The organism is Streptomyces sp. NPDC087901, assembly GCF_044742205.1.
Classification (GTDB): Bacteria; Actinomycetota; Actinomycetes; order Streptomycetales; family Streptomycetaceae; genus Streptomyces.
The window spans coordinates 131464-151891 of record NZ_JBIUUC010000012.1 but is presented as its reverse complement, the minus strand read 5'-3'; the positions used below and the strand labels follow the sequence as shown (position 1 = coordinate 151891).

Genomic DNA, 20428 nt, shown 5'->3' with positions numbered 1-20428 from the left:
TCAGGCCGCCGTCTTCTCGTACGGGCTCGGCACCGGGTAGAAGGCCTCGAGGAATCGGTGGAGCAGCTGGCTCTGGTGCTCGATCTCGGCGGGGTCGCTCGCGGAGTCGTTGAGGCAGAAGGTGTCGCGGTCCCGTCGCAGCAGCAGCAGTTCCAGCTTGTGCTCCAGCTCGGGGTCGTCCAGCGCGAAGTAGCCGTACCGGAGCTCGCCGGGCAGGCTGCGGCCGGAGTAGTAGCTGTAGTAGTGGTGCAGCGAGGAGGCTATGGACAGGTCGGTGACGCTGCGCACGGCGCTGGCGGAGGTGCGCCGGTGCTCTTCGGGGAAGTCCTGTTCGATGGCGGTGAGGATGTCCCGGTTGAGCGCGTACGGCACGTGCTTCATCTTCTGCACGAGCGTGCGGCCGAACCGCTCCTGGATGAGCCGGCGGTTGTTCTTCGCGGCGACCGAGGTGGGCACCTCGTCGGGCTCCGGGGGGCCGTAGGGGACCTGGGCCGGGGACGGGAAGAACTTGGCGATGCCGTTCGGGTGGAAGAACGCGGAGGGGGTGAGGGTCCGCCCGATGAACATGTCGTCGTTGAAGTAGACGAAGTGGCGCGACAGTCCGGGGATGTGGTGCAGCCTGGACTCGATCGCATGGCTGTTGAAGGTGGGCAGGTGGGAGGGGTCGTCGAAGATCTCCCGGTGGTCCACCACGCGGGCCCTGCCGTCGCCGTCGTCCCACCACTGCGGGGTCTGCCGGTCGGTGACGATGTAGATGTTCCGCACCCACGGCATGAACATCCGCACCGAGCGGAGGCTGTACTTCAGTTCGTCGCGGGAGACGTAGCGGGCGAGGCTGGCCGCCTCCGCGTGGAAGACCTCACCGCGGCTCTCGGCGCGGCGCCGTTGCCAGGCCGGGTCGTCGCCGTCCACCCAGGTGTACACGACGTCGATGGGGAAGGGGTGCTCGTCCGGGAAGAGGATGTCGAGTTCGGGGCGGGTGCGGGTCGGGCGCAGCGGCGGCACCTCGGACTCGTGGGCCCGGCCCACGAGTCTGGTCATCTGCTCTCCGGGGACGACAAGCTGCTCGCGGCCGAGGGAGACGTGCTCGCTGGCGCGGTTGCGGCGGGGGGCGACGAGGCGGTCGACTCCCTGGCCGGGCACGCTCTCCTCGGGCTCCCAGAACTCGATGTCACAGCCCGTGTCGGCACCATGCGTCAGGTGACCTTCCTCCGTGGTGCGGAACCAGAAGGCGCGCACGACGGACAGGCCCTTCGCCCGCTCCCAGGTCCTGTCCGAGGAGCCCTCCCACGCGCCGTCACCGGGGGCCATCCCGGCCTTGGGGCGGGCGATGTAGCCCTGGCTGCCGGACAGGCGGGCGCGCAGCGCCGCCAGGGCCTGGGTGCGCCGGCGCGCGTCGACGCCGACCGCGGAGGCCGTGTCGTCGAGGCCCGGCACCGCGAACCAGTCGATCCGCTCGGCTTCCAGGGCGCGACGGACTTCCAGGTTGTTCAGCTCGCGCGCGGCGAGCGGCGTGAGCCGGTCGTGCACCAGCGCGACACGCTTGTGCATGTCCACGATGACCTGCCGCTCCGTGCGGCTCCTGCGCAGTTGCGGCGGCGTGGGCTCCGGGCGAGGGCCGGTGCCCATGGAGGTCTCGCCAGCCGTTTCTCGGCTGGAGGTGTCAAACACGCGGTTCACTTTCGTTACGGGGGATGGGTACTGCGGCAGGAGGAGCGGTTCGCTCACCGTCTGATTTCGGCCTTCCCTGACCGGTCCTGCGACCGGCTCGCGTTGCGGTACTCGTCCGAGTCCACCCGCTCGAAGCGGCTGGGGACGGGGAAGTACGCGTCGAGAAAGCTCCTGACCATGTGCTCCTGGGCCTCCGGGTCGGGATGCTCGACGGTGTCGTTCAGGCAGAACGTGTCGAAGTTCCGGTGCGCGAGGAGGTTGTCCAGGCGGCGCCGGGCCTGGTCGGCGGCAAGGTCGATGTACTGGTAGCGCAGGTTCCCGGCGGTCGTACGGCCGGTGTGGAAGCCGTAGTAGTGGTGCAGGGACGAGGCGATCGGGACGTCCTCGGGGGACCGGAACCGGGAGTGCTGGGTGCGGTGGTGCTCCTCGCTGTAGACCAGCTCGATGTCGGCGAGGATGCTGCGGCGCAACGGATGCGGGGTGTGTTTCATCTTCTGCGCGATACGGGTGCCGAAGGACCGCTCGATCAGTGCCCGGCTGTTCTTGCCCGCCGCGTTCACCGGCAGGTCGTTCGTGCCCGCGGGGCCGCTCGGTATGAGCGCCTTGGACTGGAAGAACTTGGTCAGGCCATTGGTGTGGAAGAAGCGTTCCGCGCCGAGCGGACGGCCGAAGAACACATCGTCGTTGAGGTAGAGGAAGTGCTCCGACAGGCCGTCGATGTGGTGCAACTGGCTTTCGATGGCGTGTGAGTTGAACGTGGGCAGAGCATCGGCGTCCGAGAAGATCTCGCGGTGGTCGACGACCTGGAGGCCCAGGGCGTCGGTGTCCAGCCAGCTGGGCACCTGGCCGGCGGTGACCAGATAGACGGTACGGACCCAGGGTGCGTACTGGTGCAGGGAGCGCAGGGAGTAACGCAGTTCGTCACGGCTGGTGAAGCGCGCGTCGTTGGCCGCCTGGGCATGCAGGGCCTGCGGAGTGCCGCCCATCCGTCCCGCGCGGACGGCGTCGCGTTCGGCGCTCCACTTGGGGTCGGAGTCGTCGACCCAGGTGTAGACGACGTCGATGGGGAAGAGGTGGTCCTCTGCCAGGGGCTGGGTGAACTCCGCCACGGTGCGCGCGCTACCCGTGGTGTAGGAGCCGGGCACCAGGGCGAACAGGGCCTGCGGGACGGTGTGCCGTGGTGCGTCGACCGGCACCTCGTCCACCACCCGGTTGGGCCGGGGTGCCTGGAGCAGGCCCTCCCGCTCCGGCCAGAACTCCAGGTCGCAGCCCTGATCGGCGCCGAAGACGAGCTCCTGGGTGGGGTCGGTGACGTACCAGGCGACCCGGAGGGTGTCGTGTCTGCGCAGCTGGCGCCAGGACCTGTCGTCGTCGCCGGGCCGCATGCCCGACTCCGATGCGGTGGCCGCGCCCACGTAGCCCGGCGTCTGTTCGAAGGCGATCTGGAGCATCTCCTGGGCCGGCTCGCGCAGCCCGGCGGGCACCGCGACCGTCGGGACGTCCTGCGTGGTCCCGCGGACGCAGAAGTACTCGATACCCCCGGCCTCCAGCGCGGCGATGAGAATGTGCAGATTGCGGGCCCGGGCAGCCCAAGCCGTGGCGCCCTCGACGAGCAGGGCGTGCATGTGCCTGCCCTTGACGCGCACCACGCGGCGGGTGGAGGCGGCACTGTGCCGGGCCGCGTTGCGGCGGCCGCCCATCGCCCAGACGACCGTCGCCGAACGGACGGCGTCGACGGAGGTGAACGAGGACTTCACGGCGGAGCGCAGCGGGGCCGGCACCTTGCGGACGATGCCCCTTCGCGCGCCCGCCGGCATCACGGACCGGTACGCCGAAACGAGCGATCCCGCCTCCGGATTACCCGAACCGGCCACGAGGCATCCCCACCCACGCCACTGCGGTCCAGCGTCTGCCGCAACCAGGCACCCCCTCGTGCCCGGGCGACGGACGGTATGAGACCGAAACCTGTCATCCCCATGGAGACCGCCCCACTGGACGGTCACACCTGCTCACCCGCAGGCAAGTCACAGAACCTTCACATAAAGAGCCGATCAACGTCCAGCCAAAAAGGCGGACATATGCGTCATATGCTCGTGATGAATCCCACCGGTTGCTCGTACAACCTTTTACGACTTCACGGGAACGCCACATGAAATCGAAGCGACGGGCCGGTGTCGCCCAGTGCTCCCGAACGTGTCGTCAGATCACAGCCGGTGCCAGTGCGGCGAGAGCGTGAGCCCCGGGCCCGCTTCCTGCCGGGCGACGGACACGGACCCGTCCCGCCCGCGAACCGCCACGACGACGCGACCGTGCCCGTCGAGAGCGAGTGCGGGATCACCCACGCACTCCTCGGTGGTGTCCGACCACCAGACGCCGCCCTGCTCCCCCTCGGTACCGCAGAGCCCGATCAGCAGGGTGCCGCCCGCCCCGCGCTGCGCGAGAACCGTGCAGTCCTGACCGTCGAGCGTGGCGCGCAGGGCCACGACGGCGCCGTCCCCGGGCTGCCCGCCCACCGGCACGGGCCAGGCGCCCTCCCGGTAGGAGACGACCCCGGTCCTGTTCGCATCGGTCCAGTAGTAGGTGAGGCGGTCGGGCGCGGTCTCCAGCGCCGCCACGGACCCCTCCAGAGCGTGGAACGGCGAGGGCGGCGCGATCACCAGCGGGCCGCCCGCGTCACCCTGACGCCACTGCTGCGCCCCGCGATCGGTGAGCGCGAAGACCTCCACGAGCCCGCCCGAGGTCACCGACGGCACGATTTCGGCGGCGAGCCCGGAACCCTTGAGGTCCTGCCAGGCTCCCCACTTGCCGCTCTTCCCTTCGCGGCGCAGCTGCAGTCCGCGACCCGCGTTGCGCGCGAAGACGAAGAGCGCCCCCTGCGCGTCGACGGCCCCGGCCGGCGCACCGGCCTTCCGGCCCTCCTCCCGGTCACGGTGGAAGTTGCCGAGGGAACGCCACGCGGTGACGGGACGGCCGGTCTGGTACTGGACGGCGTGCACGAAGTCCACGCCCGGCCCGTCGGAACCACTGCGCTCGCGCCGCCCGAGGAAGTGCACATATGAGTCGGCACCCTGAACGACGGTCAGGTCCGTCAGATCCGCGATCGACACGAAGTCCGGTCCGCGCCAACGGTCCTCGCCGGGGCTCCGCTCCGTCCAGCGCAACAGGCCGCCGTCCGTGCGGGCGTAGAGCGTGAGCCTGCCGTCCTTGCCGAGCGGCATCCAGCGGCCCCGCGGCGTACCGCGGACCTGGTGGTTCCCGGACGACGGGGCGGGAGGGCGGGCACTGCTCGCGGAGTCCGATCCTCTTCTCCGCATGACCCGTGACACCCTCTCTGCTTCACCGGTTCTTCATCATGCCCACACAGGGCCGACAACATCATATGCTCAGCGCCGCGCCGCCCCCGGCAGGCCGTCGGCCCACACCCGGTCAATCACCGGCGTCGCTCACCGGCCTCGCGCGTCGCGTGGACGGCATACGCACCGCCGGAGCCGGCCCACTCCCGATCAGCCGAGTCGCGAACGGCCAAGTCGCGAACGGGTAGTCACTCGGGGACATGTGCGGTGCCGGGACGCACCGTCCGCCGCGTGGCAACGGACCGAACCGGTCAGAGCTCGCGCCACTGTTCGAAGCTCAGCCCCGGCCCGTCCGTCTGCCGCGCCACGCGCGGGGCGCCGTCCGTACCGACCACCGCCATCACCACCCGCCCCTGGGCATCGTGGGTCAGGACCGGAGTGGTCAGGCAGGACACACCGGTGTCGGACCACCACAGGCCGTCGGCCTCGTTCTCGGTCACCCCGACGCCGACGATCGCGCAGCCGTTCACGCCGCGGTGGGCCAGCACCGTGCAGTCGAGGCCGTCCAGAACCGTGCGGATCACAGCGTGCGCACCGTCGCCCGGGGCGCCGCCGAGGGGCATGGGACCGGCATCGGCACGGTAGGCGACGACACCGCCCGCCGGATCGGTCCCGTAGTACGTGGCACGGCCGGGGGCCGTCTCCAGTACGGCCGGCGAGCTGGGCCTCAGCGTGATTCCCAAGCGCTGGAACGCGCCCCAGCGGCCGCCGGGCTTCTCCTGCTGCCAGAGCAGCGCGCCCTCGTCCGTCGCGGCGAGGACCGAGACGCATCCGGAGCCGAGCGGAACCACGGCGGGTTCACCTTTGACGTGCTTGCCGTGCAGGACTCCCCAGATACCCCACTTGCCACCTGGCATCTCCCGGCGCAATCGCATGGTGCCGTCCCCGTCGCGGACAACGACGTGCACCTCGCCGGGCCGGCTGACGACGGCGACGGGCGCACCGAGAGCGCCGCCCAGGTGGGGTTCCTTGTGCGGAGTACCCAACGACTGCCAGGCCGAAGGGGGGCGGCCCGTCTGGTACTGGATCGCGTGCACGATGTCGACAGTGACACCGCCGTCCGCCGCTGCCTGTTCACGGCGGCCGACGAAGTGGACATAGGCCTCGGCGCTCTGCGTCACGGACAGATGCGTGAGGTGCGGTACCGGCACGACGTCCGGAGCGCCCCATCCGGGGCCTCCAGGACGGCTCTCGGTCCAGCGCCGCAGACCGCCGTCGCCGGGGACGTACGCGGTGAGCCTGCCGTCCTTCCCCCGGGTGAGCCAGATACCTCGGAGCGCCTCGGCTTCAGGCACGGCCTTCGAGGCCGCACGGGCATCCTGTCCGGGCATGGTTCGCGATCACCTTTCCGAGAACTGACTTCCGACACCTCGTACAGCGTTTCGAAGCTGTCACATCCTAAAGCCCCAGCACGGACGCCTCCCCCGGGCCTCACCGGCGTACGATCCGCCGCCGCTCACCGGCTCCGCCGTCCGCCCGCTGCGTCACAGTCACGCCACAGACTTCGTACGTACACCAGAGCGACTGTCTATAGTGCTCACTCATCAGCAAAACGCGGACCGGCTCCACCCCCCACCCGAGTCCCACCCCATCACCTGCGCCCCGACCAGGCCATAAGTTGTGAGGACTCACTCAGGATGAGCCAAGACGCCATCACGCCCGAACACCAAGGCCCCCCGGAGAACCCTTCCCGCGGGCGCAAGCGTGTGCGGACACGGGGCCAGCGCATACGCCGGGCCGTCCTGCTGTCCGTTCTGGTTCTCGTCATCGCGGCGGGCGGCACCGGCTACTGGCTGTACAGCCAACTGGACGGGAACATCAAGGGTGTCGACATCGACAAGGCGCTCGGAGAAGACCGCCCCGAGAAGCTCCCGACCAGCGGACAGAACCTCCTGGTCCTCGGCTCGGACTCGCGCGCCGGAGCCGAGAACAAGGAACTGGGCGGCGGCGGCAGCGTCAGTGGAGCCCGCTCCGACACCGCGATGGTCGTGCACATCCCCGAGGGCCGCAGCAAGGCCGTCGCCGTCTCCATCCCCCGCGACACCCTGGTGACCCGCCCCGAGTGCACCAAGGCCGACGGGACCGTGGTGCCCTCCGCGGACCGCAGGATGTTCAACTCCGTCTACTCCCAGGTCGGTCCCGCCTGCGTGGTCAAGACCGTCGAGAAGATGTCCGGCGTACGCATCGACCACTATCTGGAGATCAACTTCGCCGGGTTCAAGGGGCTCGTGGACGCCATCGGCGGAGTCACCGTCGACGTCCCGCAGGACATCCACGACACGTCCTCCGGTCTCGACCTCACCGCCGGGCCCCACAAGCTCGACGGCACCCAGTCCCTCGCCTACGTCCGCACCCGGCACGGCATCGGCGACGGCAGCGACCTCGGCCGCATCGGCCTGCAGCAGCAGTTCCTGTTCGCCCTCCTCAGCGAGGTCAAGAAGCAGGATCTGCTGGGCAGTCCGACCAGCGCCTACAAGATCGCCAACTCCGCCACCAAATCGCTGACGACGGATGAGGGCCTCGCCTCGCTCAAGTCGCTGACCGAGTTCGCCCGTTCGATGAACGGCGTCGACCCGGCCTCGATGGAGACCATCATGCTCCCGGTCGCCTACGACAAGATCGACCCGAACCGGGTGATCGCCGCGCAGCCGCAGGCCGGCACGCTCTGGAAGGCGATCCGCGAGGACGCCACGATCCCCGAGTCCGCCAAGAAGTCCCCCGCCACCGGCGGCTGACGGCAACCGCGGACAGACCGGCCCCGCCGGCCCGGAAGGGCAGGCGGGGCCGTCGGCGTCACACCCTGGTGCGGTTCACCCGGCTGTGCCCGCGCCCGTACGCGAAGTAGATGATCACGCCGATGACCATCCAGATACCGAACCGCAGCCACGTCTCCGCCGGCAGGTTGAGCATCAGCCAGACCGAAGCGGCGACCGAGAGGATCGGGATCAGCGGAACCAAGGGGGTGCGGAAGGCGCGGTGCAGGTCGGGGCGGGTGCGGCGCAGGACGATGACGCCCAGGGCGACGACCACGAAGGCGAACAGCGTGCCGATGTTCACCAGAGTCGCCAGCTCGTTGATGCTGGTGAAGCCCGCGATGACCGCGATGATCACGCCGAGCAGGATCGTCGGGCGGTACGGGGTCCGGAACCGCGGGTGCGTCTTCGAGAAGAACCGCGGGAGCAGGCCGTCGCGGCTCATCGCGAAGAACACCCGGGTCTGGCCCAGGAGCAGGATCATGCAGACCGTGGTGAGGCCGACGGCGGCGCCGAAGCTGATGATCCCGGCGTAAAAGGGGTGCCCGACGGCCTTGAAGGCGTCGGCGAGCGGGGCGCTCACGGAAAGCTCGGTGTAGTGCTGCATTCCGGTGACGACGATCGATACGGCGACGTACAGCGTGGTGCAGATGAAGAGCGAGGCCATGATCCCGCGGGGCATGTCGCGCTGCGGGAGCTTGGTCTCCTCGGCGGCTGTGGCCACGACGTCGAAGCCGATGAAGGCGAAGAAGACGACGGAGGCGGCGGTGAAGATGCCCATGACGCCGAAGTTCGTGGGCTCGTATCCGAAGATCAGCTGGACCAGCGGGGCGTCCAGGCCCGATCCGGCGGGCTGGGGCTGGGCCTCGGGGATGAAGGGCGAGTAGTTCGCGGTGTCGATGAAGAAGAGCCCCGCGATGATCACGATCAGCACGACGGCCACCTTGATGGCCACCACCACCGTCGTGACCCGGGCGGAGAGCTTCATCCCGAGCACCAGGATGACGGTCAGCACCAGCACCAGGACGAAGGCGAGGATGTCGAAGCCGAATCCGTCCGACACATCGGGGCCGGACAGCGCGTCGGGCAGGTGCCAGCCGGCGTTGTCCATCAGTGAGCGGACGTAGCCGGACCAGCCGACCGCCACCACCGCCGTACCCAGCGCGAACTCCAGGACCAGGTCCCAGCCGATGATCCAGGCGACCAGTTCGCCGAGCGAGGCGTAGGAGAAGGTGTACGCCGAGCCGGCCACCGGGACCGTGGAGGCGAATTCCGCATAGCAGAGCGCGGCCAGGGCACAGACGACACCCGCGGCCACGAAGGCGATGGCGGTGGCGGGGCCCGCCGTCTCCTTGGCCACCTTGCCGGTGAGCACGAAGATTCCGGTTCCGATGATGACCCCCACCCCGAAGACCGTGAGGTCCAGGGCGGAGAGGGACTTCTTGAGGGCGTGCTCCGGCTCCTCGGTGTCGCGGATCGACTGTTCGACCGTCTTGGTCCTGAACAGTCCGTCTCCGCTGGGGGGCAGGTCCTGCTGGGTGCTCACCGGCGTACCTCCACGCACTCGTCGTGCACGCCATGATTCGGACCCGCCGGCCTCCCGGCCGCCCGCAGCACGCCGCGCACGGCGGCATTTCACGCGAATGGGCCGATCGGACCACCCGTACAGGGTGGGCGACCGGCCCAATCGGCATTGCGGTGGTACGCGTCAGTCGCGCACCGGCTCCGCCACCGAGCTGCTCGCCGCGTCCGCGTCGTAACGGCCGTCGAGCCTGGCGACCAGACCGGTGACCTGGCGGGCGATGTCCGGCGCGGTCAGTCCGATCTCGGCCATGACCTCCTTGCGGGAGGCGTGGTCGAGGAAGACCGGCGGGATACCGAAGTCGCGCAGCGGCACGTCGACGTCGGCGTCGCGCAGCGCCTGGGCGACGGCGGAGCCGACACCGCCGGCCCTGCTGTTGTCCTCGACGGTCACGACGACCCGGTGCTTCGCGGCGAGCGGGGCCATGGCCTCGTCCACCGGCTTGACCCAGCGCGGGTCGACGACGGTCGTCGAGATGCCCTGGGCATCGAGCAGGTCCGCGATCTCCAGGCACATCGGGGCGAGCGCCCCGATGGAGACCAGCAGGACGTCCGGCCGGGCCGCGTCCGGCTCGCGGAGCACGTCCATGCCGCCGACCGTGCCGACGGCCTTGACCGACGGGCCGACCGCACCCTTGGAGAAGCGCACGACCGTCGGGGCGTCGTCGACCTCGACGGCCTCGCGCAGCTGGGCGCGGACCTGGTCGGCGTCGCGCGGGGCGGCGATCCGGAGCGTCGGCACGCACTGCAGGATCGACATGTCCCACATGCCGTTGTGCGAGGCGCCGTCCGTACCGGTGACCCCGGCCCGGTCGAGCACGAACGTCACACCGCACTTGTGCAGGGCGACGTCCATCAGGACCTGGTCGAAGGCGCGGTTGAGGAAGGTGGCGTACACCGCGAAGACGGGGTGCAGGCCGCCGGTGGCGAGGCCTGCCGCGGAGACCGCGGCGTGCTGCTCGGCGATGCCGACGTCGTAGATCCGGTCCGGGAAGGCCTTCTCGAACTTGGTCAGGCCGACCGGCTGGAGCATGGCCGCGGTGATCGCGACGATGTCCTCGCGCTCCTTGCCGAGCTTGACCATCTCCTCGCCGAAGACGGAGGTCCAGTCGAGGCCGGAGGTGGCGACGGGCAGCCCGGTGTCGGGGTGGATCTTGCCGACGGCGTGGAAACGGTCGGCCTCGTCCAGCAGGGCCGGGGTGTAGCCGCGGCCCTTCTCCGTGAGGCAGTGCACGATCACGGGCCCGCCGAAGCGCTTGGCTCGCTGGAGCGCGGACTCCAGGGCCTCCAGGTCGTGTCCGTCGATCGGGCCCACGTACTTCAGGCCGAGGTCCTCGAACATGCCCTGCGGGGCGATGAAGTCCTTCAGGCCCTTCTTGGCACCGTGCAGCGTCTCGTACAGCGGCCTCCCGACGACGGGGGTGCGCTCCAGGAGGTCCTTGCCACGGGCCAGGAAGCGCTCGTAGCCGTCCGTGGTGCGCAGGGTCGCGAGGTGGTTGGCGAGGCCTCCGATCGTCGGGGCGTAGGAGCGCTCGTTGTCGTTCACGACGATGACGAGGGGGCGGTCCTTGGCGGCGGCGATGTTGTTCAGCGCCTCCCAGGCCATACCGCCGGTGAGAGCTCCGTCACCGATGACCGCGACGACGTGGTCGTCCTTGCCCAGCACCTCGTTGGCCTTGGCGAGGCCGTCGGCCCAGCCGAGCACGGTGGAGGCGTGCGAGTTCTCGATGACGTCGTGCTCGGACTCGGCACGCGAGGGGTAGCCGGAGAGGCCGCCCTTGCTCTTGAGCTTCGAGAAGTCCTGCCGGCCGGTGAGGAGCTTGTGCACATAGCTCTGGTGGCCGGTGTCGAAGAGGACCTTGTCCTTCGGCGAGTCGAAGACCCGGTGCAGGGCGATGGTCAGCTCGACCACGCCGAGGTTGGGTCCGAGGTGGCCGCCGGTCTTGGAGACGGCGTCGACGAGGAAGGTCCGGATCTCTTCGGCGAGCTGCTCCAGCTGCTCGGGGGTGAGCCGGTCCAGATCACGCGGTCCGCCGATGCGGTTCAGCAGATCCCATCCCTCGCCCGCCACCGCCCGTGCATGACGCGCTTCGCGCGGCTGTGTCACCGTGCCTCCTTGCGATTGTGCTGGTCGAGCATGCCGATCCGATGAGTCTAATGTTCCGTCCGCCGCCGCGGGCATCGGGCGGGGGTGTGCTGTCCCACCCGGGCCGGTACGTGACAGTGCCCGGAGCCCTGGAAAAGGGCGCCGGGCACTGTCGGGCGTTGCGTGTCACCGGGCCCCGCCGGGCCCGGTGAGGTTACGCGCGGCCTGCGGTCTTCTGGGTCTTGCGCGAGACCGAGTCGATGATCACGGCGATGAGGAGTACTCCACCGGTGATCATGTACTGGATCGCGTTCGACGACAGGTTCATCTGGTTGAGGCCCTGGACGATCGACTGGATGACCAGGATGCCCAGCAGCGCGGACCAGACCTTGCCGCGTCCGCCGAACAGGGACGTACCGCCGATGACGGCTGCGGCGATGCACATCATGAGCTGGTTGCCGCCACCGAGCGAACGGTCGGCGCCGCCGGTCGCGGAGGCCAGGAAGAGACCGCCGACCGCACCGAGCGTGCCGGAGATCATGAACACCGAGATGCGGATCCAGGACACGTTGATACCGGCACGACGCGCTGCCTCGATGCCACCGCCGACCGCGAAGATCTGACGGCCGTAGGTGGTGCGGCGCAGAACGAAGTCGGTGATGACCAGGATCGCGAGGAAGATCACCAGGGAGAGCGGGAGGCCCTGCTCCTGGTTGAACGCGTACGCGGCGAGAAGGCACAGGACGGCGAGCAGCGCGGTGCGCAGGATGATCTCGCTCTGCGGGCGGTGCGGCAGCTCTGCGGCCTTGCGGCGGCTCGAGTCGCGCAACTGCGCGAGGTAGAAGGCGACGATCACGACCACGGCGAGACCGTAGGCGGCGGCGACGTCGGCGAAGTAGTAGCTGGTCAGTTCGCGGACGAAGCTGCCGAGCGGGGTGGTGATGGTGGACTTGTCGCCCATCACCCAGGTCTGCAGACCGGCCCAGCCCAGGAAGCCTGCCAGGGTCACGACGAACGCGGGCACGCCGATCTTGGCGAAGACGATGCCGTGGAAGGCGCCGACGACCGTGCCGGACAGGATGCCGACCACGATGGCGAGGGAGTCGGGCATGTCCGTGCCGACCACGGCCCAGACCGCACCCGCGAGACCCGCGACGGAACCGACCGCGAGGTCGATCTCGCCGAGCAGCAGTACGAAGACGATGCCCACGGCCATGATGCCGGGACCCGCCGCGTACAGCGTGATCTGGTCGAGGTTGTACGAGGTGAGGAAGTTTCCGGTTTCGAGCTGGAAGACGATCCCGATGATGATCAGGCCCACCACGACAGGCAGCGAACCGATCTCGCCCGAGCGCACCTTGCGCTTGAACTCGGTCCAGTAGCCCTTGAAGCCCTGCTCACGGATGAGCAGACGGGGGTCGACGACCTTGACTGCGCCGGCTGCTGCCGCGGGAGCCTCGGTGGCCTCTGCCTGGGCCGGGACCTTGGCCGAAGTCTTGTTGATGTTGCTCACTTGGATGCCTCCGCGCTGCGGGACTTGCGGCGGGTCACGGCGTTGTCCGTGGCGCCCGTGATCGCGGCGATGATCTCTTCGTGGCTGGTCGTCGCCACAGGGAAGACGCCGTTGTTGTGGCCCAGTCGCAGCACGGCGACCTTGTCGGCGACAGCCTTCACATCGGCCATGTTGTGGCTGATGAGGATGACGCCGAGGTCCTGCTCGCGCAGCCGCTCCACCAGGTCGAGCACCTGTGCGGTCTGCTCGACGCCGAGGGCCGCGGTGGGCTCGTCCAGGATCACGATCTTGGGGTTGCCGACCAGGGCGCGGGCGATGGCCACGACCTGGCGCTGGCCGCCGGAGAGCGCGGCGACCGGGATACGGACGCTGGGGATACGGATGGAGAGCGTGGACAGGAGGTCCTGTGCCCGCTTCTCCATGGCGACCTCGTCGAGGACGCCACCCTTCTTGATCTCGCGACCGAGGAAGAGGTTGGCGACGACATCCAGGTTGTCGCAGAGCGCGAGGTCCTGGTAGACGGTGGCGACGCCGAGGTTCTGGGCGTCGTGCGGACGGTTGATCTCCACCTTCGCGCCTTCCCACTCGATGACGCCCTCATCGATGGGGTGCACGCCGGCGATCGTCTTGACCAGCGTGGACTTTCCTGCACCGTTGTCGCCGACCAGGGCGACCACTTCTCCGGCGTGGACTTCGAGATCGACACCGGAGAGGACCTGGACCGCTCCGAATCGCTTGAAGACTCCACGCAACGCCAGCACGGGCGTCTGTGACACGTGAACCATCTCCTTCGCCGCCTGACCGGCGGGGATGTGCCGCCTGACCGGCGGAGACGCCGCGCCATGGCGGGGCAGCGTCGACGTACTGGAAGTACTGGAGGAACAATGTCCGGCACCCGGCCGGCAGCGGGGTGTGGGCCGATCGGGGCCGGACAGTCATGGGGCGGGCTGACTCCGCCATGCGGCGCGAATCAAACCCGTGTGCGCCAGGGCTCGTTGGCCCTGGCGCCAGGAGGGACTACTTGATGCCCAGTGCGGTGCACTTGGCGGCGATGTCCTTGACGCAGACATCGGCGACCTTGTAGATGCCGTCCTTGATCACGGTGGACTGGATGTTGTCCTTGTTCACCACGGTCGGCTCGAGCAGCGTGGAGGGAACACCGTCCGTCTCGCCTGCGGCGCCGATGTCCTTGCCCTGGAGCAGGTTGACGGCGAACTGGGCGGCCGTCGGGGCGAGCTGCTTCGGCGACTTGTAGATCGTGAAGGTCTGCGTACCGGCGATGAGCCGCTGGATACCGGGGAGCTCGGCGTCCTGGCCACCCACCGGGATGTCCTTGATGCCGGCGTTGTCCAGGGACGTGATGATGCCGCCCGCCATGCCGTCGTTGGCGGAGTAGACGGCGTTGATCTTGCCCTTGCCGACCGAGGAGATCGCGGCGGTCATCTTCTCACCGGCGATCTTCGGGTCCCACTCGCCGGACGCCTCGTAGGCAACCTTGATCTTGCCGTCGAGGGACGCGTGAGCACCCTTCTTGAACAGGCCGGCGTTCGGGTCCTTCTCGTCACCGTTGATCATGACGAGGTTGGAGTCGGCCGCCTTGGAGCCGAGGGCGTCGAGGATCGCCTGGCCCTGGAGCTTGCCGATCTTCTCGTTGTCGTGGCTGACGTAGGCGTCGGCACCGACGATGGCGCGGTCGTACGCGACGACCTTGACGCCCTTCTTGTGCGCGTCGGCGATCCAGGAGGCGGACTTCTCGGAGTCGACCGAGGAGATCGCGATGACCTTGATGCCGTCGGCGATCTGCTGCTCGAACTGCTGCTTCTGCTGGCTGACGTCACCGGCCGCGTTGTTGTAGACAACCTCGCAGTCCGCGCAGTCCTTCTTGACCGCTTCGATGAACAGCGGCTTGTCCAGCGTCTCGTAGCGAGCGGTCTTGTTCTCCGGGAGCAGCAGACCGATCTTGGTCTTGCTGCCCGAGTCCGCCGAGTCCTTCTTGTCGTCGCCCGCCTTGCCACAGGCGGCGAGGGAGACGGCCATCGAAACGGCGGCCGTGCCTATGACGATGCGTCGCGTCATTGCGTTCATTGCGGGTGTGCCTCCCTGACGAGGCCGCAACGTTGCGGCCGAGGTGGGTTGGAGTCAACTCGGCCGCAGGCGTGGCGTCAAGGAGTAAATTCTTAACGAGATGACAACGGTGCCATTCGTTATCTAAGTGAAGGCAGGCGTCGCTGCGGGGAGGGTGCTCTCCAAAAGGGTTGAATCACCCATCTCGTTCAGAACGAGGGCCAGGGCACCCAGTACCTCCGCCCGTCCGCCGAGGGCACCCGGGAGCACCGAGAGCTGCCGTGCGGCGCTGGGGATGGCGTAGCGCGACACGGAGTCGCGGATGGGTCCGAGGACCAGCTCGCCGGCCTCCGCGAGTGAGCCGCCGAGCACCACGCGGCTCGGGTTGAGCAGATTGCAGAGGTTGGCCACCCCGCTGCCGATGTGCCGCCCGACGTCGCCGATCACCCGGCGGCATCCCGGGTCTCCCTCGCGGGCCAGCTGGACCACCCGCTCCATGGTGAGATCGGGCCCGTGGCTGGGCTGGAGCAGGGGCAGGACGTACCGCGCGGCCGTGAAGGTCTCCAGGCACCCGCGGTTGCCGCAGCGGCAGACAGGCCCCGATTCGTCGAGGGTGATGTGGCCGATCTCGCCGGCCGTGCCGCCGGGGCCCCGGTAGATGTGCCCGTCGATCACCAGACCGGCGCCGACACCGCTCGCGACCTTGATGTACGCGAGGTCGCGGACCCCGCGCCCACTGCCCCACACCAGCTCACCCAGGGCCCCGAGGTTGGCGTCGTTGTCGACGTACACCGGCACGCCGAGGCGTCCGGCGAGCTCCTCGCTGGGGTTGATGCCCGTCCAGCCCGGCAGGATCGACGTGGAGCCCAGCGTGCCGGACACGACGTCGATCGGGCCGGGAACACCGAGGCCCACCCCGATGACCTTGCCGGGGCTGATCCCCGTGGTCTCGATCAGCCGGTTGACCAGCTGTTCCGCCCGTCCGAAACCCTCGGCCGACGAGGCGTCCACGTCCAGCGGCTCGGACTCCTCGGCGAGCACCTGATGGGCCAGGTTGCCGACCGCCACCCGTAGGTGCGTATGTCCGAAATCGACGCCGATGACGATGCCCGCGTCCCCGCTGAGCGAGACGCTGCGGGCCCGGCGGCCGCCGGCCGAGGTGGGGGTCACCTCGACGGTGCCGCCCTCCTTCAGTTCGCGAACGATATTGGAGACGGTGGCCGCGGAGAGGCCCGTGCTCCTTGCGATCTCCGCCTGGGTGAGCGAGCCCGCCATACGTACGGCGCGCACGACCCGCTCAAGGTTGGCGCGATGCAGAGATGTCTGCGACCCCGGAGTCTCCATCGACTCTCTCACTCCTGCCATATTCTCCAACATGTGAACCCTAAGCTGACCGTTTTGGGGTGCGCCCCGTCAAGACCTTGAGCAGTCGAAGCCTCGGATGAGCACCGGACCCTCGCACGGCACGCTCCGCGAACTCCCCCTTACACAGACGAACCGCCCGTCGGCAGGACTGCCGGCGGGCGGTTCGGTGGTTCCGTGGAGAAGGCGCTTGCGGTACTACTTCACCGCTCCAGCGGTGAGACCGGCCACGACCTGGCGCTGGAAGACGATGTAGGCCGCGAGGACCGGGAGCATCGCCATGACCAGGCCTGCGAAGAGTCCGGACCAGTCGCCCTTGTAGCCCTGGCTGTTGGCCAGTTCGACCAGCCCCTGGGAGAGCACCCGGTGGTCGGGGTCGCTGTTCAGCACCGTGGGCAGCATGTACTGGTTCCACTGCCCGAGGAAGTTGAAGATACCGACGCTGATCAGGCCGGGCTTCGCCATGGGCAGCATCACCTGGAAGAACGTCCGGGTGTGCGAGGCCCCGTCGAGCATCGCCGCCTCCGCCACGGAGCCCGGCAGCGTCCGGAAGAAGGAGGTGAGGAAGAAGACGGTGAACGGCAGCGAGTAGGCGATGTAGACCAGGATCAGTCCGTGCGTCGTGTTCAGGAGCCCCATGTTGTTCATCACGAAGAACAGGGGGACCAGCGCCAGGATGATCGGGAAGCTCATCCCGCCGATGAACAGGTAGTACACGAAGCGGTTGCCCGGGAAGTCGAACCGCGCCAGTACGTACGCCGCCATAGAGCCGAGCAGCAGCGTGCCGATGAGCGAACCGCCCACCACCACGACCGTGTTCAAGAAGTATTCGCTCATGTGCGCCTGGCCCCAGGCGCGTGACCAGTTCTCGAAGTGGAGCTTGTCCGGCAGCGCCCACGGCGTCGACAGGATCGAGTCGTCGGTCTTGAACGAGGTCATGATCGCCCAGAGCAGCGGCATGACCACCAGGACCGCCCAGATGATCAGCACACCGTGCGAGAAGACGTTGAGGACCTTGCCCTCGCTGCTCTTCTCCTTGCCGCCCGGTGCGGGCGACTTGGACACGGGGGACGGTTCCGTCACCTTGACCACGGGGGGAGGGGTTTCAGTGGCCTTCACGCGCGCTCACCTCGAACTGTCGAGCCGGTCGCCGGGACCGGGCTTTCTTGCCTGCTGGGGATCCGGGCGACGCGTCCCGGGAAGCACAGCATCAGAACTCCAGCCGCTCGCGCCGGCCCAGGCGCATCACGATGGCGGCGAACACCATGGTGACGATGAGCAGCCCCACACCGATCGTGGTCGCGTATCCGGCCTGACCGTCGCGGAACGCCGTCTGGTAGACGTACAGCGGCAGGACCGAGGTCGCGTAGTCGGGGCCACCGGGGCCCACGGTCATGACCTGTACGGCCGTGAACGCCTCGACCCCGAGCGCCAGGATGCCCATGTAGACCCACCCCGACTGCACCGTGTCCCAGAGCAGCGGCAGAGTGATCTTGAAGAACGTCGTGACGCGGCTGGCCCCGTCCAGGAGCGCCGCCTCGTAGAAGTCCTTCGGAATGGACGCCATTCCGGCGGAGAAGAGGACGACGAAGAATCCGACCGTCGACCAGACCAGCACCACCATGACGCAGATGAGCGCCAGATTCGGGTCACCCAGCCAGTCCGGCTGGATGGAGTCGAGCCCGACTCCCTTGAGAGCCGAATTCAGCATTCCACTGCGCGGGTTGTACGCGAACTGGAACAGCAGGGCGACGATGACGATCGAGAGCACCTGCGGGAAGAAATAGGCGATCTTGTAGAACCCCGAGCCCCGCACGCCGGAGACCGCGGCGTTCTTACGCCGCCGGCCTCCGACATTGAGCATGAAGGCGAAGAAGAGCGCGAGGCCCAGCGTCACCAACGGCAGCAACAGCACGAGCAGCACGCTGTGCTGCAGCGACTTCCAGAAAATGTCGTCCTTGAGCATCCTCGTGTAGTTGTCGAGGCCGACCATCTTGAAGTCCGGGCTCAGGCCGGTCCAGTCCGTGAACGAGTAGTAGATGGACTGGATGAACGGCCAGATGACGAAGACCGCGTACAACGCCAGTGGGGCTACCAAGAACCCCACAATGAACCGGTACTTGCCGTGCTGCATCGTTTACCGACCCCGATCTTTCCGCGGGTGCCGCCGCTGGTGACGGTTACTCACTAGTGCTGGTAGTGCTTGATGGACTGGTCCTTGGCCGCGGCGTCCGCGTAGCCCTGGATCTTCTTGATGGCCTCGGCGGGCGTCAGACGCCCGGCCATCATCTCGCCGATGCCGGCGGTGCCGATCTGCTCCTTCTGGAGCTTCACGTACCAGTCCTGCAGGCGCGGGTTCACCACGTTGTCGCCGGCCTTCTTCAGCGCGTCGACACCGGCCTGCATGGCCGTGGAGAGGGTCAGCCCGTCGGTGCCGCCGTTGAAGGCGCTGAGGGACTTGACCTGCTTGGTGAAGTTCTTCGAGGACTCCTCGGAGAGCATGATGCGCAGCTGCTCCATGCCGCCCTGGGGGTTCTTCGCCTTGGCCGGGACGACGAAGGGCTCGCCGCCGGACGCCCAGATGGTGCCGAACGGCATCTTGTCCGACGAGTCGAGGCCGGAGGGGGCCGCGACCATCATCTTGAAGTCCTTGGGCGTGGTCGGCGCCGCCTCGTTCTCCACCCACGAACCGTTCGGGATGAAGAGCGCCTTGCCCTTGGTCCACTCGGTCTGCGACTGGATGTGGGTCAGGCCCGGGGTGCCCTTGAGGATGTACCCCTTCTTGTAGAGCTCGTAGTACGCCTCGAACGCCGCCTTGACAGCGGGGTCCTTCCAGGCGTTCGGCTCCAGGTTGTCGATCTTGTCGAGAACCTCCCGGCCACCGATCTTGCCGATGAACGGGTAGAGCGAGAACGGCAGGTAGTACGGGTACTTGCCCGGGTACGTCCAGCCCGCGATGCCCTGCTTCTTCGCCTTCGCACACAGGGCGAGCATGGCATCCCAGTCCTCGGGATACTCGGCGTCCAGCTTCTCCAGGTTGGTCTGCGAGTACCAGACGCCGTACACGGTGTACGCGTAGTACATGATCCAGACCGGGTCGCCGTCGAACTGACCCATCTCCAGGACACCCGGGCGCAGGGTGTCGCGGACCTTCTTGCTCGGGTCGTCGATGGACGGGGCGTCCATCAGCGGCGTCAGGTCGAGCAGCTGCTTCTTGCCGACGAGGACACCCATGTCCATCTGCTCGGCGCCCGAGTTGTCGATCAGGTCCGGCGGGGTACCGCCGTTGAAGCGGGGCTGCAGCTGCGACTGGATCTTCTGGGTCGCGGCGTGCTTGACCTTGGCCTTGGGGAAGGCCGCGGTGTACTTCTTCTCGGCGTCGATGGCGTACTGCTGGCCGAAGCCGCCGTCGAAGATGACCACGTCGAGTGCGGCCGTCTCGTTGACGCCCAGCGGGTTCTTCGCGCTGGTCTTGCCCTTCTCGACCTGCTTGTCGCCGCCGTCGTCGCTGCTCGCGCAGGCAGACAGGAAGCTCATCGTCGGGACGGTGATCAGACCGAGTGCGGCAGAACGCTTGATCACATCGCGACGGCCAAGGCCCTCATTCTTGTGGCCGGAGGTGGATCCCATGCTCAAGTCCTCGCCTTCTCCAGGACTCAGGCGGTGTGTACCGGTCGCCCGTCGATATTCGCCTCAGGCGAAGGGCCCCGCCACCGCGGTCAGTTGCGCTTGGGTGGTGCAGATTTCTGGCTGGATCAATGCAGTGGGGGGCACGAGGAGACCTGACACCGGACGCACCTGCGGCGCCCTGTTGTCCTGCCCCCGTGTCTCCCTGACCGCACAGTTGGAAAGAAGCTGTGCAGACGCCGACAGGTATAGTCCACTTGTCGCCAACTGAGCAAGATCGAATGCAGGTTTGAGCGGCAGTCTTTCCCGAGTTGAGACCTCGCGGATACCTCGGCACCGCACGGCCTCCTTCGGATGTAACGATTTCCGCATTCCGGTCGATTCGAACACCGGCTCTGATCCAACACCCTTGACATCA

At 68.1% G+C, this 20428-nt stretch carries 14 protein-coding genes; 1 reads left to right on the top strand and 13 read right to left on the bottom strand.

Translation table 11 applies throughout. The features are described from left to right. From ACIOEW_RS30480 to ACIOEW_RS30465, 4 genes are all read right to left on the bottom strand, one after another. Complete coding sequence (locus tag ACIOEW_RS30480; RefSeq protein WP_401967619.1) at positions 1-1671, bottom strand: stealth family protein; 1671 nt, start codon at positions 1669-1671, stop codon at positions 1-3. A gap of 53 nt (positions 1672-1724) precedes the next feature. Then, complete coding sequence (locus ACIOEW_RS30475) at positions 1725-3488, bottom strand: stealth family protein (protein ID WP_401967779.1); 1764 nt, start codon at positions 3486-3488, stop codon at positions 1725-1727. 387 nt (positions 3489-3875) lie between these two features. Beyond that, entirely contained in the window at positions 3876-4985 is a 1110-nt protein-coding gene (locus ACIOEW_RS30470; RefSeq protein ID WP_401967617.1) for a hypothetical protein, read from the bottom strand. A 290-nt stretch (positions 4986-5275) separates the two neighbouring features. Next, on the bottom strand, positions 5276-6355 hold the full coding sequence (locus ACIOEW_RS30465; RefSeq protein ID WP_401967615.1) for a hypothetical protein: 1080 nt from the start codon (positions 6353-6355) through the stop codon (positions 5276-5278). Between the two features lie 306 nt (positions 6356-6661). On the opposite strand from ACIOEW_RS30465, the gene ACIOEW_RS30460 reads away from it, so the two are divergent. Continuing rightward, positions 6662-7759: an LCP family protein gene (locus ACIOEW_RS30460; protein WP_362548091.1), complete on the top strand. Its 1098-nt coding sequence runs from the start codon at positions 6662-6664 to the stop codon at positions 7757-7759. A gap of 58 nt (positions 7760-7817) precedes the next feature. On the opposite strand, the gene ACIOEW_RS30455 is transcribed toward ACIOEW_RS30460, so the two are convergent. The 9 genes from ACIOEW_RS30455 to ngcE all read right to left on the bottom strand — a co-directional run bounded on the left by ACIOEW_RS30455 (position 7818) and on the right by ngcE (position 20013). Continuing rightward, on the bottom strand, positions 7818-9323 hold the full coding sequence (locus ACIOEW_RS30455; RefSeq protein WP_362548088.1) for an amino acid permease: 1506 nt from the start codon (positions 9321-9323) through the stop codon (positions 7818-7820). Between the two features lie 162 nt (positions 9324-9485). After that, positions 9486-11465 (bottom strand): 1-deoxy-D-xylulose-5-phosphate synthase, encoded by a 1980-nt coding sequence (gene dxs / locus ACIOEW_RS30450; RefSeq protein WP_362548085.1) that lies wholly within the window; start codon positions 11463-11465, stop codon positions 9486-9488. Positions 11466-11658: 193 nt separating this feature from the next. Next, a complete protein-coding gene (locus ACIOEW_RS30445) occupies positions 11659-12957 on the bottom strand; it encodes an ABC transporter permease subunit (protein ID WP_362548082.1) in 1299 nt (432 codons plus the stop codon). After that, positions 12954-13742: an ATP-binding cassette domain-containing protein gene (locus ACIOEW_RS30440; protein ID WP_362548079.1), complete on the bottom strand. Its 789-nt coding sequence runs from the start codon at positions 13740-13742 to the stop codon at positions 12954-12956. The genes ACIOEW_RS30445 and ACIOEW_RS30440 overlap by 4 nt, the downstream gene beginning before the upstream one ends. Positions 13743-13974: 232 nt before the next feature. After that, positions 13975-15042, bottom strand: a complete 1068-nt coding sequence (locus ACIOEW_RS30435; RefSeq protein WP_401967611.1) for a sugar ABC transporter substrate-binding protein — start codon at positions 15040-15042, stop codon at positions 13975-13977. A gap of 123 nt (positions 15043-15165) precedes the next feature. Beyond that, entirely contained in the window at positions 15166-16365 is a 1200-nt protein-coding gene (locus tag ACIOEW_RS30430) for an ROK family transcriptional regulator (RefSeq protein WP_362548393.1), read from the bottom strand. Between the two features lie 216 nt (positions 16366-16581). Further along, positions 16582-17502 (bottom strand): carbohydrate ABC transporter permease, encoded by a 921-nt coding sequence (locus tag ACIOEW_RS30425; RefSeq protein ID WP_401967609.1) that lies wholly within the window; start codon positions 17500-17502, stop codon positions 16582-16584. 91 nt (positions 17503-17593) lie between these two features. Then, entirely contained in the window at positions 17594-18517 is a 924-nt protein-coding gene (locus tag ACIOEW_RS30420; protein WP_362548073.1) for a sugar ABC transporter permease, read from the bottom strand. Positions 18518-18570: 53 nt separating this feature from the next. After that, positions 18571-20013: an N-acetylglucosamine/diacetylchitobiose ABC transporter substrate-binding protein gene (ngcE, locus tag ACIOEW_RS30415; protein ID WP_401967607.1), complete on the bottom strand. Its 1443-nt coding sequence runs from the start codon at positions 20011-20013 to the stop codon at positions 18571-18573. Between the last annotated feature and the right edge of the window lie 415 nt (positions 20014-20428).

What these genes read in the sequence shown, in the direction of transcription:
- ACIOEW_RS30475 (WP_401967779.1), bottom strand. Translation starts at nt 3,488, where the DNA reads ATGCCGGCGGGCGCGCGAAGGGGCATCGTCCGCAAGGTGCCGGCCCCG.
- ACIOEW_RS30470 (WP_401967617.1), bottom strand. Translation starts at nt 4,985, where the DNA reads ATGCGGAGAAGAGGATCGGACTCCGCGAGCAGTGCCCGCCCTCCCGCC.
- ACIOEW_RS30465 (WP_401967615.1), bottom strand. Translation starts at nt 6,355, where the DNA reads ATGCCCGGACAGGATGCCCGTGCGGCCTCGAAGGCCGTGCCTGAAGCC.
- ACIOEW_RS30460 (WP_362548091.1), top strand. Translation starts at nt 6,662, where the DNA reads ATGAGCCAAGACGCCATCACGCCCGAACACCAAGGCCCCCCGGAGAAC.
- ACIOEW_RS30440 (WP_362548079.1), bottom strand. Translation starts at nt 13,742, where the DNA reads ATGGTTCACGTGTCACAGACGCCCGTGCTGGCGTTGCGTGGAGTCTTC.
- ACIOEW_RS30435 (WP_401967611.1), bottom strand. Translation starts at nt 15,042, where the DNA reads ATGAACGCAATGACGCGACGCATCGTCATAGGCACGGCCGCCGTTTCG.
- ACIOEW_RS30430 (WP_362548393.1), bottom strand. Translation starts at nt 16,365, where the DNA reads ATGGAGACTCCGGGGTCGCAGACATCTCTGCATCGCGCCAACCTTGAG.
- ACIOEW_RS30420 (WP_362548073.1), bottom strand. Translation starts at nt 18,517, where the DNA reads ATGCAGCACGGCAAGTACCGGTTCATTGTGGGGTTCTTGGTAGCCCCA.
- ngcE (WP_401967607.1), bottom strand. Translation starts at nt 20,013, where the DNA reads ATGGGATCCACCTCCGGCCACAAGAATGAGGGCCTTGGCCGTCGCGAT.